14 protein-coding genes are annotated in these 14,062 nt (G+C 68.9%); 5 read left to right on the plus strand and 9 right to left on the minus strand.

The features are described from left to right. Positions 1–84 precede the first annotated feature (84 nt). The 3 genes from IHE47_RS04685 (at position 85) to lpxH (ending at position 3,196) form a co-directional block, all read left to right on the plus strand. Positions 85–1,602: a Ppx/GppA phosphatase family protein gene (locus IHE47_RS04685; protein ID WP_192104705.1), complete on the plus strand. Its 1,518-nt coding sequence runs from the start codon at positions 85–87 to the stop codon at positions 1,600–1,602. Between the two features lie 204 nt (positions 1,603–1,806). Then, positions 1,807–2,460, plus strand: coding sequence for a peptidylprolyl isomerase (locus IHE47_RS04690; protein ID WP_192104706.1), 654 nt, complete (start codon positions 1,807–1,809; stop codon positions 2,458–2,460). Between the two features lie 7 nt (positions 2,461–2,467). Then, positions 2,468–3,196, plus strand: coding sequence for a UDP-2,3-diacylglucosamine diphosphatase (gene lpxH, locus IHE47_RS04695; protein WP_192104707.1), 729 nt, complete (start codon positions 2,468–2,470; stop codon positions 3,194–3,196). 109 nt (positions 3,197–3,305) lie between these two features. On the opposite strand, the gene IHE47_RS04700 is transcribed toward lpxH, so the two are convergent. The 9 genes from IHE47_RS04700 to IHE47_RS04740 all read right to left on the minus strand — a co-directional run bounded on the left by IHE47_RS04700 (position 3,306) and on the right by IHE47_RS04740 (position 11,512). After that, a complete protein-coding gene (locus IHE47_RS04700) occupies positions 3,306–3,926 on the minus strand; it encodes a sterol desaturase family protein (RefSeq protein ID WP_192104708.1) in 621 nt (206 codons plus the stop codon). A gap of 133 nt (positions 3,927–4,059) precedes the next feature. Beyond that, complete coding sequence (locus tag IHE47_RS04705; RefSeq protein ID WP_192104709.1) at positions 4,060–4,950, minus strand: acyltransferase; 891 nt, start codon at positions 4,948–4,950, stop codon at positions 4,060–4,062. Between the two features lie 9 nt (positions 4,951–4,959). Then, complete coding sequence (locus IHE47_RS04710; RefSeq protein WP_192104710.1) at positions 4,960–6,204, minus strand: cysteine desulfurase; 1,245 nt, start codon at positions 6,202–6,204, stop codon at positions 4,960–4,962. A 130-nt stretch (positions 6,205–6,334) separates the two neighbouring features. Next, positions 6,335–7,633: a Fe-S cluster assembly protein SufD gene (sufD, locus tag IHE47_RS04715; protein ID WP_192104711.1), complete on the minus strand. Its 1,299-nt coding sequence runs from the start codon at positions 7,631–7,633 to the stop codon at positions 6,335–6,337. Further along, the gene (gene sufC / locus IHE47_RS04720; RefSeq protein WP_192104712.1) at positions 7,630–8,397 is read right to left on the minus strand and encodes a Fe-S cluster assembly ATPase SufC; all 768 of its coding nucleotides are present in this window, start codon (positions 8,395–8,397) and stop codon (positions 7,630–7,632) included. Before sufC ends, sufD begins: the two co-directional genes overlap by 4 nt. Positions 8,398–8,402: 5 nt before the next feature. Next, complete coding sequence (locus IHE47_RS04725; protein WP_192104713.1) at positions 8,403–8,894, minus strand: hypothetical protein; 492 nt, start codon at positions 8,892–8,894, stop codon at positions 8,403–8,405. A gap of 49 nt (positions 8,895–8,943) precedes the next feature. Next, complete coding sequence (locus IHE47_RS04730; protein WP_192104714.1) at positions 8,944–9,582, minus strand: class I SAM-dependent methyltransferase; 639 nt, start codon at positions 9,580–9,582, stop codon at positions 8,944–8,946. Continuing rightward, positions 9,579–11,051 carry a Fe-S cluster assembly protein SufB gene (gene sufB / locus IHE47_RS04735; RefSeq protein WP_192104715.1) on the minus strand — a complete coding sequence of 491 codons (1,473 nt, stop codon included), beginning with the start codon at positions 11,049–11,051 and terminating at the stop codon, positions 9,579–9,581. The genes IHE47_RS04730 and sufB overlap by 4 nt, the downstream gene beginning before the upstream one ends. After that, complete coding sequence (locus tag IHE47_RS04740) at positions 11,048–11,512, minus strand: SUF system Fe-S cluster assembly regulator (protein ID WP_192104716.1); 465 nt, start codon at positions 11,510–11,512, stop codon at positions 11,048–11,050. Before IHE47_RS04740 ends, sufB begins: the two co-directional genes overlap by 4 nt. Positions 11,513–11,922: 410 nt before the next feature. Here IHE47_RS04740 and IHE47_RS04745 point away from each other — a divergent pair, with 410 nt between their 5' ends. After that, a complete protein-coding gene (locus IHE47_RS04745) occupies positions 11,923–12,261 on the plus strand; it encodes a P-II family nitrogen regulator (protein ID WP_192104717.1) in 339 nt (112 codons plus the stop codon). A 124-nt stretch (positions 12,262–12,385) separates the two neighbouring features. After that, the gene (locus IHE47_RS04750) at positions 12,386–13,684 is read left to right on the plus strand and encodes an ammonium transporter (RefSeq protein WP_343227436.1); all 1,299 of its coding nucleotides are present in this window, start codon (positions 12,386–12,388) and stop codon (positions 13,682–13,684) included. Positions 13,685–14,062 lie beyond the last annotated feature (378 nt).

Below are 14,062 nucleotides of genomic sequence, written 5' to 3' on the forward strand. Positions count from 1 at the left end.
CACGCACATGCGCGAGCAAAGCCGCGCGCGAATGCGGCATGATGCGCACTGCGTTGCACACCCGCGCCGACCAGGAGCCCACGCTTGAGCCAGGCCGAACACACCCCGATCCGCGATGGCGAGTTGCTGGCCGCGGTGGACATGGGCTCCAACAGTTTCCACCTGATCGTGGCGCGCATGGAACATGGCGAGCCGCGGGTGATCGACCGCCTGCGCGACAGCGTGCGCATGGCCGCCGGCCTGCGCAGCGACGGCTCGCTGGACGCCGACCGCCGCGCCCGCGCGATGGACTGCCTGGCCCGCTTCGGCCAGCGCATCGCCGGCCTGCCTTCGCAGCGCGTGCGCGCGGTGGCCACCAACACGGTGCGCCGGCTGGCCGCGCCGCAGACTTTCCTCGCCGCGGCCGAGGCCGTGCTCGGCCATCCGATCGAGGTGGTGTCCGGCCGCGAGGAAGGCCGCCTGATCTTCCTCGGCGCCGCGCACGGCCTGCCCGCCTCGCGCGAACCGCGACTGATCATGGACGTGGGCGGCGGCAGCACCGAATTCATCATCGGCCGCGGCCTCGCGCCGCTGCACACCGAGAGCGTGCAGGCCGGCTGCATCGCCTCCACGCTGCGCTTCTTCCCCGGCGGCAAGCTCAACCGCAAGCGCTGGCAGCGCGCATGCGGCGAGATCGGCGTGCTGCTGCAGCAGTTCGCCGAGGACTACCGCGAATCCGGCTGGCAGGAGGCGTTCGGCTCTTCCGGCAGCGCCAAGGCGATCGGCGCGGTGGTACAGGCGATGAAGCTCAGCGACGACGGCATCACCCCGGCGTCGCTGGCCGGGCTGCGCGACGCGATCCTCGCGCAAGGCTCGATCGCCGCGCTGAAACTGCCCGGCCTGGCCGAGGAACGCGCGCCGGTGCTCGCCGGCGCCGTGGTGATCTTCGAGGCCGCGTTCGAGGCGCTGGGCATCGCGCGCATGCGCGTGTGCGAAAGCTCGATGCGCGAAGGCCTGATGTGGGACCTGCTCGGCCGCGCCGCCGGCAGCGACCCGCGCACCGGCAGCATCGACGCACTGGCCAGCCGCTACGGCGTGGACCGCGCGCAGGCACGGCGGGTGGAATCCACCGCGCTGCAGCTGTTCGACCAGGCCGCCAAGGCGTGGAAGCTGGACGGCGAGGCGCGCGAGTGGCTCTCGTGGGCCTCCCGCGTGCACGAGATCGGCCTCGCCATCGCGCACAGCCAGCACCACCACCACGGCGCCTACATCCTGCGCCATGCCGACCTCGCCGGCTTCTCGCGGCAGGAGCAGCAACTGCTCGCCGCCGTGGTCGAGATGCACCGGCGCAAGCCGGACAAGGCGGTGATCGCCACCCTGCCGCAGCGCTATCGCCAGCTCGTCCGCTACACCACGGCACTGCTGCGGCTCGCGGTACTGTTCCGCCGCGGCCGCCGCGCCGAATCGCTGCCGCCGATGAAACTCTCCGCCACGCGCCAGCGGCTGCGCCTCGCCCTGCCCGCCGCCTGGCTGGAACAGCACCCGCTCAGCGAGGCGGACCTGCACCAGGAACAGGCGCCGATGGCCGAACTGGGGCTGGAGCTGGAGCTGTCGACGAGTTGATGGGGGATTTTTGCGATCGTCCCTGATCGCGAAGGTCAAACGGGCGGCCATCCATGGTGGAATTTTTGCGATCCTCCCTGATCGCGAAGGTCAAATGGGCGGTCATCCATGGCCGCACTTCTCAAAACAGCTCCTGAACTCCGAAAGGCACATGCGGCCGTGGGGCCGCGTATCATGGGCGGATACTTCGAACGGCCTGCCTCCATGTCCAAGCCCAAGCTCGCCCTGCTGCTCCTGTCCGCCGCCCTGTTCGCACCCGCGCTGTGGGCGCAGAACGCCAAGCCGGCGGACGCGGGCGACCCCGAGGTGGTGCTGCACACGTCGCTGGGCGACATCACGCTGGAGCTGTTCCCGGACAAGGCGCCCAAGAGCGTGGCGAACTTCCTGCAATACGTGCGCGAGGGCTTCTACGCCGGCACGGTGTTCCACCGCGCCATTCCCGGCTACCTCGTGCAGGGCGGCCTGTACACGCGCGACCTGCAACCCAAGCGCACGCACCCGGCCATCGCCAGCGAGGCGGACAATGGCCTGTCGAACCTGCGTGGCACGATCGCGGTGGCGCGCGGCGCGGATCCGAACTCGGGCACCTCGCAGTTCTTCGTCAACCTGGTGGACGACCGCCGGCTGGATTTCACCGGCAACCAGAGCGGCCTGACCTGGGGTTACGCGGTGTTCGGCAAGGTCGTCAAGGGCATGGACGTGGTGGACAGGATCGCCGCCACGCCCACCCACGGCATCGGCCCGTTCACCGCCGACGTGCCCAACCCGCTGGTGGTGATCGAGGGCGCGCAGGTGGTCGGCGAAGCCGCGCCCGCGGCCGCCTCCAGCGCCGCCGCGCGCCAGCCCGACGGCGGCTGAGTCCACGATGGCCAGCCTGTTCATTGCCGACCTGCACCTGGACGACAGCCGTCCGCGCATCACCGACCTGTTCGAACGCTACCTCGCCGGCGACGAAGTACGCCGCGCCGACGCGCTGTACATCCTCGGCGACCTGGTCGAGGCCTGGGTCGGCGACGACGACGACGCGGAACTGCCGCGGCGCATCGCGCGTGCCACCCGCGCCGTGCGCGACGCCGGCGTGCCGGTCTACTTCATGGCCGGCAACCGCGACTTCCTGCTGGGCGAGGACTTCGCCCGCCGCGCCGGTTTCGAGCTGCTGGAGGACGGCACGGTGCACACGCTGCACGGCCGCCCCACCCTGCTGATGCACGGCGACGTGCTGTGCACCGGCGACGTGGCCTACCAGGCCGTGCGCAGGCAGGTGCGCACGCCGGAGTGGAAGGCGCAGATCCTCGCGATGCCGCTGGAAGCGCGCCGCGCCTTTGCCGCCAAGTCGCGCGCGGAAAGCCGCGCGCACACCGGCAGCGCGATGGAAACCATCATGGACGCCGAGGCCGGCGCCGTGGCGCAGGCCATGCGCGATGGCGGCGTCACGCGACTGATCCATGGCCACACCCACCGCCCCGCCATCCACCGCTTCGAGCTGGACGGCAAGCCCGCCGAACGCATCGTGGTGGGCGACTGGTACGAACAGGGTTCGGTGCTGCGCGTGGACGCCGACGGCGTCGAGCTGCGCGGCTTGCCATTGGGCTGAGAACCACCTGTAGAGCGCACAGGTTGCGCCTACAAGGCGCGCTTCTCTGAAAAGGGCGGCCATGGATGGCCGCCCGTGTGATCTTCGCGATCAGGGATGATCGCAAAAATCACCTGACCTTGCTCTTGGACACGTACCACGTGCCCAGCAGGAAATCCCACAGCGGCGAGGTGACGCCGTAGTTCTTGTCGGGGTGGTGGTGGTGCACGTGGTGCACCGCCGCCCACTTGCGCGCCAACGGGTGGTTGAAGCGGCCGCGGCGGTGGATGACGAGGTGGCTGAAGCCGTACAGCGCATAGCCCAGCGCGATCGCGCCGGCGAGCAGCAGCGCGGTCGCCGCGGGCAGCGCCAGCGCCAGCGCCGCCGCGAGCAGCAGCACCACCGCGGGCGGGAAGAAGAACGGCAACGAGTCGTAGCCCAACGGCTGTTCGTGGTGGACGGTGTGGCCGCGCTCGAACAAGGGCAGCGCACCGTGGAACAGCCAGCGGTGGAAGGCGTATTCGATGAAGCTGAAGATGAACAGGCCGAGCAGGAACACCAGCGCGGACAGCAACGGCCGGCTGTGGTCCAGCCAGAACGCCCCCCCCAGCAGGGCGAGGCTGACGAGGAAGTCGGTGGCGTGCCCGACCCAGTAGTTCGTCCGCGTGGACGACATGCGCGCAATGGCCTGCAACACGCCTGCAGCGTGCGCGCCACCCGATTCCGCCGGTGCGTGCTTCGCTTCACTCATGGTGTGTATTGCTCCATCGCCATCCTCGTCCCCCGTTTTCCGCCTGCATGTCCGCATGGCGGCTTCGCCGCCCAGTCTACCGCGACACCCTGCGGAGGCGAACGGCGGGTCGCCATTCCGCCTCACGCGGTATTCAGGCACCCAGCAAACGTGCCATGCGCGCATCCTGCTCCTGCCAGAGCCCGTTGACCCAGGCCTGGAAGCGCTGGCGGAAGGCCTCGTCGCGCTCGTAGTCCCCGCGCAATTCCGGCGTGATCGCCCGCTGCAGCAGGCTCACCCGCACCTCGCGCAGGCGCCCGGCGATCAGGTCCAGCATGCTGCAGGGACCGCCCGGGTAGGCGATGGCGACCTCGAGGATGGCGTCCAGCCCCTCGCCCATCGCATCCAGCACGAAGGCCACGCCACCGGCGCGCGGCTTCAGCAGGTGGCGGTAGGGCGAACCCTGCGCATCGTGCTTGGCCGGCGTGAAGCGCGTGCCCTCCACGAAGTTCATCACCGACACCGGCAACTGGCGGAACTTGGCGCAGGCACGGCGGGTGGCCTCCATGTCGCGGCCCGCCAGCTCCGGGTGCCTGGCCAGCGTCTCCTTCGAATAGCGCTTCATGAAAGGGAAATCCAGCGCCCACCACGCCGGCCCCATCAGCGGCACCCAGATCAGCTGGCTCTTCAGGAAGAAGCGCAGGAACGGGATGCGCCGGTTCAGCAGCTTCTGCAGCACCGGGATGTCCACCCAGCTCTGGTGGTTGGCCAGCACCAGGTAGTTGGCGTCGCGGCGCAGGCCGTCCAGCCCCTCCACCTGCCAGTGGATGCGCGTGAACAGCGCGAACAGCGCGTTGTTCACGGCGATCCAGCTCTCTGCGATCGCCACCAGCACGCGCGAGCAACCGCGGCGGAAGCCGGCCAGCGGCACCAGCAGCTTCAGCAGGGCCAGGGCGAACAGCGGCAGCACGTGCGCCAGCACGTTGAGCGCGAGCAGCAGCACGACCAGCGGCACGCGGACCAGGGCGGGGAGGAAGGCGAGCATCTGGACCCTTCAGCGGAGCAATCGCCGCACCTTGAGCAGGGCCGCCACGAAGGCGTCGACCTCCTCGTGCGTGTTGTAGAACGCCAGCGAGGCGCGCAGCGTGGCCGGCACGCCGTAGAACTGCATCAGCGGATGCGCGCAGTGGTGGCCGGAACGCACCGCCACGCCTTCCAGGTCCAGCAGGGTGGCCAGGTCGGTGGCTTGCGCGCCCTCGACCAGGAAGGAGATCACCGGCTCCTTGTCGCGCGCCTCGCCGAAGATGCGCAGGCCGGGAATGTCGCGCAATTGCGCCGTCGCGTGTTCGAGCAAGGCGTGTTCGTGGGCGCGGATCGCATCGAAACCCAACGCTTCGACATAGCCGATCGCCGCACCCACGCCGGCGAAACCGGCGATGTTCGGCGTGCCCGCTTCGAAACGGTGCGGCGGCGCGGCGAAGGTGGTGCCGGAGAACTTCACCTCGCGGATCATCTCGCCACCGCCGAAGAACGGCGGCATGGCCTCCAGGTGTTCCTTCTTCGCCCACAGCGCGCCGGTGCCGGTGGGCGCCAGCATCTTGTGGCCGGTGAGCGCATAGAAATCGCAGCCCAGCGCCTGCACGTCCACCGGACGGTGCGGCACCGCCTGCGAACCGTCCACGAACAGCGGGATGCCGCGCTCGCGGCAGGCCTTCGCCAGCTCGCGCACCGGGTTCACCGTGCCCAGCACGTTGGAGACGTGGCCCACGCAGGCCAGCTTCACCTCGGGGGTGAGCAGTTCGACGAACTGCTCCACGATCAGTTCGCCGCGCTCGTCGATCGGCGCCGCCTTCACCGTGGCGCCGGCGCGCGCCGCCACGATCTGCCACGGCACGATGTTGGCGTGGTGCTCCATCGTGGTGGTGAGGATGGCGTCGCCGGGCTGCAACCGCGGCAGCGCGAAGCTGTAGGCGACCAGGTTGGCCGCCTGCGTGGTGCCCGAGGTGAGCACCATTTCGTCGCGCGAAGCCGCGTGGATGAAGCGCGCCAGCGCATCGCGCGCGCCCTCGTAGGACGCCGTGGCTTCCTCGCCCAGCAGGTGCACGGCGCGCGACACGTTGGCGTTGTGCTCGCGGTAATGGCGGTCCACCGCCTCGATCACCGCGCGCGGCTTCTGGCTGGTGTTGGCGTTGTCGAAGTACACCAGCGGCTTGCCGTGCACCGTGCGCGCCAGCAGCGGGAAGTCCGCGCGGATGCGCTGGATGTCGAAGGGAGCGTGCGTGTTGGTCGGTGCGTTCATCTCGAATATTCCCGTGTCGGGGCGCGTCTTTGTAGGAGCGCACCCTGTGCGCGAATGCTTTTGCTCCGGTCGAGGCATGCGGCCATCGCGCACAGGGTGCGCTCCTACAGTGCGGCCAGCCTCGTCGGCATCATGCCGGTAGTTCGACCGCCAGCAACGCGGCAAGGTGTTCGCGCAGCGCCGCGTTCGGCAAATCGTCCAGCACCGCGCGGCAGAACGCGGCGGTGAGCAGGGCGCGTGCCTCGGCGAGCGGGATGCCGCGCGAGCGCAGGTAGAACAGCGCGCGCTCGTCGAGCTGGCCCACGGTGGCGCCGTGCGCGGCCTTCACCTCGTCGGCATGGATTTCCAGTTCCGGCTTGGTGTCGATCTCGGCGCTGGGCGACAGCAGCAGGTTCTTGTTGCTGAGGCTGGCGTCGCCGCCGTCGGCGCCCGGCGCCACCAGGATCGCGCCGCGGAACACGCCGCGCCCGCGCTGGTCGGCCACGCCGCGCCAGACCGAGTCGGACGCCGTGTTCAAGGCCCGATGCCGTATCGCCAGCTGGGTGTCGATGTGCTGGCGGCCGCGCGGCATGAACACGCCACGCGTGGCGAAGCGCGCGCCATCGCCTGCCAGCTCGGCACGCAGGTCATGGCGCGCCAGGGCGCCGCCAAGCTCCAGCACGTGTGCCGTGGCCTGCGCCTGCTTGCCCAACTGCAATTTGCTGCGCCGGACCAGGCTGCTGCCGGTGGCCGCCTGCTGCAGCACTACCTGCCGCAGCACCGCGCCGTCGCGCAACACGATGTCATTCACCACCGTGGCCAGGTGCTGCTGTTCGCCACTGGTGGCATGGTGCTCCACCAGGGTGAGTTCGGCGCCTTCGCCCAGCTCGACGAGATTGCGCAGGTGCCAGGCCAGCTCGCCCTCGGCCGGCGCGCCCAGGAAGACGAGGTGCACCGGCGCGACAGGCTTCGCGCCGGCCGCCAGCTTCAGCACCACGCCATCGGCGGCGAATGCGGCATTCAGTCGCACGAAGGCATCGCCCGGCTCCGCCTCGTTGCGCGACAGCACGAAGCGCAGCGGCTCGGCGTCCTGCCGCAGGGCCTGCGACAGCGGTTGCAGCGTCAGGCCGGCAGGCAGCGTGTCCAGCGCGGAGAGATCGGCACGGAACACGCCGTTGACGAAGACCAGCCGCGGCCCGTCCACGCCGGGCAAGGCAAATATGGCGGAGTCGACCGCATGCGTCGCCGCCTGCGCATCGCCGGCCACGAAACGGCGCTGGCCAAGCGCGCGCAACGCGGTGTACTTCCACGCCTCCATGCGCGTCTCCGGCAAGCCGGCGGCAACGAAGGCGTCGAGGTTTTCGCGACGCAGCGCGTCCAGCCATTCGATGCCGCTGGCCGGCAACGGCGTCGCGCGCAGCGCATCGACGAAGGGTGCCGGCTGGCTCATGCCGTCGCGCCCGCCGGCTCGCCGTGCTCGCGCACCCAGGCGTAGCCGTGTTCTTCCAGCTTCAGCGCCAGCGTCTTGTCGCCGCTTTCCACGATGCGGCCGTCGGCCAGCACGTGCACGAAATCCGGTTCGATGTAGTCGAGCAGGCGCTGGTAATGGGTGACCACGAGGAAGGAGCGCTCGGGCGAACGCTGCGCGTTAACGCCCTGCGCCACCTGCTTCAGCGCGTCGATGTCCAGGCCGGAGTCGGTTTCGTCGAGGATCGCCAGCGTCGGCTCCAGCACCGCCATCTGGAAGATCTCGTTGCGCTTCTTCTCGCCGCCGCTGAAGCCTTCGTTCACCGCGCGGTGCAGCAGTTCGTCGGAGATCTGCATCACCTTGAGCTTCTCGCGCACCAGCTTGAGGAACTGCATGGAATCCAGCTCCTTCTCGCCGCGCGCCTTGCGCTGCGCGTTGAGCGCCGCGCGCAGGAAGTAGGTGTTGTTCACGCCGGGGATTTCCACCGGGTACTGGAATGCGAGGAACACGCCGGCCGCGGCGCGCGCCTCGGGCTCCAGCGCCAGCAGGTCGATGCCGTTGAAGCTGACCGTGCCGGCGGTGACCTCGTAGCCGTCGCGGCCGGACAGCACGTTGCCCAGCGTGGACTTGCCCGCGCCGTTCGGCCCCATGATGGCGTGCACCTCGCCCGGGTTCACGGTGAGCGTGAGGCCCTTGAGGATTTCCTTGCCCTCGACGCGGGCGTGCAGGTTTTCGATGCGGAGCATGCTCGTCACTTCCTGGTCTTCCCGATCAGTTGCAGTAGGCACGGGCCCTTGCCCATGACCTGGTTGTCGCCGGCGATCGCGCTGGTCTTGCTGTCCACCGCGAGATCGCACATGGCCGAAATGGGCGCTTCGGGCACCACGCCCAGCATGGTCGGGTCCGACAGCCAGCCGGCATGCCAGGTCTTGTCGTCGACGGAGAGGCGCAGGCCCCACGGCACGGTGTGCAGGTCCACCCGCTTCGCCTTGCGATACAGCGGGCCCACGGTGAAGTGGCCCTGGTCGTCGGTCAGCACCTCGTCCTTCTCCGCGTCGGGCAGCGGTGCGCCGGCCTCGTCGAACGCCTCGACCAGTTGCACGTGCACGCCCGCCACCGGCACGCCGGCGCGGGTCACGGTGCCGCTGACCTGCGGCGCCACCGGGTCGGTGTGCCTGACCTGGACGCAGCCGGCAAGCATCACGGCCGCGGCGCTCGCCAGCAGGAGGGAAAGCGATTTCATGGAGTGCTCCTCGAATCGACCAGTAATACCGTGCATGGGCATGGCGATGTCATGCGTCCACGCCATCGCCGCAACGCTGCAGCACGACGTAGGTGAAGGCTTGTTCATTGCCGGACGGCGTGCGGTGCACGTCGCGGCTGCGGGATACCAGCCGGAAGCCGGGCGCGAAGACCGCCGCCAGCGCCGGCGCGTCATAGCGCGTCACGGCAAGACCGCTGCAACGCTCCGGACCATCGGCGGCAAACGTGCCGATGACCAGGTGGCCACCCGGTCGCAACGCATGCCGCGCGGTTGCCACGTAGCGCGCACGCTCGTCGGCATCGGTGAGGAAGTGGAATACTGCGCGGTCGTGCCACAACGCGACGCGCGCCGCGGGCAAGTCCAGATCGACGACGTCGCCGACCACCCAATGCACCGAAGGCGCCTGTGCGGCCAGCCTTTGCTTCGACTCGGCCACGGCGACAGCCGAGATATCGAGTACTCCCACATCCGTATAGCCGCGCGCGAGCAGGTCGTCGGCCAGGGTGGAGCGACCGCCGCCCACGTCCAGCACCGGCAGCTCGCGCGGCATGTCCAGCGCATCGATCAGGCGCAGCGACTCGTCGAGATGCGGGCGGAACCAGCTGGTCTGGTCCGCCGTCTTCTCGCGGTACACCGCGTCCCAATGCGCGCTGCGGGCGACACTCATCCAACCGCCCCTTCCAGCGACACTTCCAGCAGCTTCTTCGCCTCCACCGCGAACTCCATCGGCAGTTCGCGGAACACCTGCTTGCAGAAGCCGTCCACGATCAGCGACACGGCGTCTTCCTCGCCGATGCCGCGGCTGCGGCAGTAGAACAGCTGGTCGTCGGAGATCTTCGAGGTGGTGGCCTCGTGCTCGACGATGGCGCTGGGGTTCTTCACTTCCATGTACGGGAAGGTGTGCGCGCCGCACTGCTTGCCGATCAGCAGCGAGTCGCACTGCGTGTAGTTGCGCGCGCCCTCGGCGCCCTTCTCAACCTTCACCAGGCCGCGGTAGCTGTTGCTGCTGCGGCCGGCGCTGATGCCCTTGGAGACGATCTTCGACTTGGTGTCCCGGCCGATATGGATCATCTTGGTGCCGGTGTCCGCCTGCTGGCGGTGGTGCGTCAAGGCCACCGAGTGGAACTCGCCCACCGAGCGGTCGCCGCGCAGCACCACGCTGGGGTATTTCCAGGTGATCGCCGAGCCGGTTTCCACCTGCGTCCAGCTGATCTTGGAATCCGCGCCGCGGCAGTCGCCGCGCTTGGTCACGAAGTTGTAGATGCCGCCGACGCCGTTCTCGTCGCCGGGATACCAGTTCTGCACGGTGGAGTACTTGATCTGCGCCTTTTCCAGCGCGACCAGTTCCACCACTGCGGCGTGCAGCTGGTTCTCGTCGCGCCGCGGCGCGGTGCAGCCTTCGAGATAGGAGACGTGCGCGCCTTCCTCGGCGACGATCAGGGTACGCTCGAACTGCCCGGTGTTCTGCGCGTTGATGCGGAAGTAGGTGGACAGCTCCATCGGGCAGCGCACGCCCCTGGGGATGAACACGAAACTGCCGTCGGAGAACACCGCCGAGTTCAGCGCGGCGAAGAAGTTGTCGCCCGTGGGCACCACGCTGCCGAGGTACTTCTGCACCAGTTCCGGGTATTCGCGGATCGCCTCGCTCATCGAGCAGAAGATCACGCCGGCCTCGGCCAGCTGCTTCCGGAAGGTGGTTCCCACCGAGACGGAGTCGAACACCGCGTCCACCGCCACGCCGGCCAGCGCGGCGCGCTCGTGCAGCGGCACGCCCAGCTTCTCGTAGGTTTCCAGCAGCGCGGGATCGACCTCGTCCAGCGACTTCGGCGCCTGCTTGGGCGCGGCGTAGTAGCTCAGCGCCTGATAGTCGATGGGATCGATCTTCAGCTTGGCCCAGTCCGGCTGCGGCATGGTCAGCCAGTGGCGGTAGGCGGCGAGGCGCCACTCGGTCATCCACTCCGGCTCGCGCTTGATCGCGGAAAGCTGGCGGATGGTCTCCTCGTCCAGCCCCGGCGGCAGGCCGGTCATCTCGATCTCGGTGACGAAGCCGGCGCTGTAGTTGCGGCCCAGCGCCTCGGCGACCTCGGCGTTGTCGCGCAACGCGGTGGTGGCGGTATCGATGGATTCGCTGCTCATGCCGTGGTCCTGCCTTTCAGGGTGCTGATGTCCACCGTCACTTCGTGGCGGCGCGGCGCCGGGCGCAGCATGTCGGCCAGGGTCACCGCACGCAGCGCGTTGTCCAGCACGCTGCTGATGCGCTGCCAGCTGCCGCGCACGCCGCACTGCGCCTCGCGCCCGCAATTGCCCTCGGCGACGACGCCGCATTCGGTCATGCCGATCGGGCCTTCCATCGCCTCGACGATCTCGGCCAGCGTGATCGCCCCGGCCGGCCGCGCCAGCCGGTAGCCGCCGTTGACGCCACGGAAGGACTCCACCAGCCCGGCATGCCCCAGCGACTTCAACAGCTTGCTCACCGTGGGCAGTTCCAGGTGCGTCTCGTCGGCGATCTGCGCCGTGCTCAGCACGTCGTCCGGGTGGGCGGCGATGCAGGTCATCACCACCGCGGCGTAATCCGTGAGTCGGCTGACACGAAGCATGAGGGGAGAGGGAAACGGCCTTAATTCAGACCAAAATGGTACTGATTATGGGCAAGCCGGTCAAACCGGGATGCCCGTAGCCGGCATTCCGGCGCAGGCCGGCAGCCCGCCCGGCAGTGAAACGGGCCATCTGGGCGATCACCTCGTTCAAGCCCTGCGGGCATCGGATGAGTCGCTGCGCCCGCCCCCTGCGGGGCCGCCCGGCAGGGGTTTGCGCCCCGCGTGCTTGCCGGCCGGCGCCAGGAAGACCACCGCCACCGGGTCATTTGCACCAACATGAGGCGCAGCTTGCACCAACTTCGCCGCGAACCGGCGCATATGGACGTCCAAACGTCCACGCAGCGTGGCCCGCGGCGCTGGCACGCATCCTGCTGAGCGCGCTATGGGATCAATCGCGAAGGGGTTGCCGCATGCAGTGGATCACTGCCGTCATCAAGCCGTTCAAGCTGGACGAGGTGCGCGAGGCATTGGCCGAGGCCGGCGTGCACGGCATGACCGTCACCGAAGTCAAGGGCTTCGGCCGCCAGCATGGCCACACCGAGCTGTACCGCGGCGCCGAGTACGTGGTGGATTTCCTGCCCAAGCTCAAGATCGAGGTGGCGGTGAGTGACACGCAACTCGACCGCGTGATCGAGGCCATCGCCGGCGCCGCGCGCACCGGCAAGGTGGGCGACGGCAAGATCTTCGTGCACCCGCTGGAGCAGGCGATCCGCATCCGCACGCAGGAGGTGGACGATGATGCGCTCTGAGCAGGGATTCGGGATTCGGCTCGCGGAGGCAGGATGCCGAAGCGAACAGCGGAGCTGGCCCGCAGGGCGAGCCGCGGATGCGGCGAGTCATTCGGGATTCGGAAAAGCGCGGCTGCGGCAGCTCGTGGTATTGGTCGCCATCGGACTGTTCACGGCACCGGCCTTCGCCCAGGGCACGCCCCACGCGGACAGCGGCGACACCGCATGGATGCTGGTCTCGTCCATGCTGGTGCTGATGATGACCATACCCGGCGCGGCGCTGTTCTACGGCGGCATGGTGCGCGCCAAGAACCTGCTCTCGGTGATGATGCAGTGCTTCTCCATCGCCGCGCTGGTGACCGTGCTGTGGGTGCTCTACGGCTACTCGCTGGCCTTCAGCACCGCAGGCATGCAGGCCGGCGTCACCAACTGGCATTCCATCATCGGCGGGCTGGACCGCGCGATGCTGGCCGGGCTCACGCCGGACGCACGCTACCAGACCATCCCGGAAAGCGTCTTCGTGATGTTCCAGCTCACCTTCGCGATCATCACGCCCGCGCTCATCGTCGGCGCCTTCGCCGAACGCATGAAGTTCAGCGCCATGCTGTGCTTCAGCGGTCTGTGGCTCACCTTCGCCTACCTGCCGGTGGCACACATGGTGTGGAGCGGCCCCGGCTCCTTGCTGGGCGACATGGGCGTGCTCGACTTCGCCGGCGGCACCGTGGTGCACATCAACGCCGGCATCGCCGGCCTGGTCGCCTGCCTGGTGATCGGCAAGCGCCGCGGCTGGCCGCACACGCACATGCCGCCGCACAACCTCGGCTACACCGTGATCGGCGCCAGCCTGCTGTGGCTGGGCTGGTTCGGCTTCAACGCCGGCTCGGCGACGGCCGCCAACGGCAGCGCCGGCATGGCGATGCTGGTGACGCAGATCGCCGCCGCCGCCGCCGCGATCGGCTGGACCGCGGTGGAGTGGGCCATCCACAAGCGCGCCAGCGTGCTGGGCATCGCCTCCGGCGCGGTGGCCGGGCTGGTCGCGGTGACACCCGCCGCCGGTACCTGCGGTCCCGGCGGCGCGCTGCTGATCGGCCTCGCCGCCGGCGTCATCTGCTTCTTCACCGCCACCCGGCTCAAGCACCGGCTGGGCTACGACGACACGCTGGACGTGTTCGGCGTGCACGCCATCGCCGGCATCGTCGGCGCCCTGCTCACCGGCCCGTTCGCCGCGCCGAAGCTGGGCGGCTTCGGCACGGTGGCGTCGCCGCTGCTGCAACTGTGGATCCAGGCCAAGGGCGTGGGCTTCACCATCGTGTGGAGCGCGGCGCTGAGCTGGGCGATCCTGAAACTCGTCGACCGCGTGGTCGGCCTGCGCGTGGATGCGGAGCAGGAGCAGATGGGGCTGGATATCGCCGAGCACGAGGAGCGGGCTTACAACTTGAGTTAGGGAGACTTCGACTTTTGTCCGTTATCCCAGCAAAAGCTCACTGCTATCCGGAATATCCGCCCCCTTTGTCCAGGCTCCAGGCGTCGCGGGCTTTCGCTTCAAACAACGAAGCGGGGCGACTTGAATTCGTACGGACGCCGGTTAGCGAGCCCCTCTCCCTTCGGGAGAGGGTGGCGACAGCCGGGAGAGGGTTCGGGCGAAGCGACATGTCGCGGCAAGTCCAAACCCTCTCCCCCGCCCCATCTCCCGGAGGGACCTGATTAGCGTCGAATCTCAGCTGTTGAGCGGGAGATGTTCAACCATGGCGTCTCCACCGAGAGGAAGACGCCATGTCGATGAACCGGGTGCAGTTTCAGAAGGGCTATTCGCTGCCGGCTT

The organism is Rhodanobacter sp. DHB23, assembly GCF_014842975.1.
GTDB lineage: Bacteria > Pseudomonadota > Gammaproteobacteria > Xanthomonadales > Rhodanobacteraceae > Rhodanobacter_A.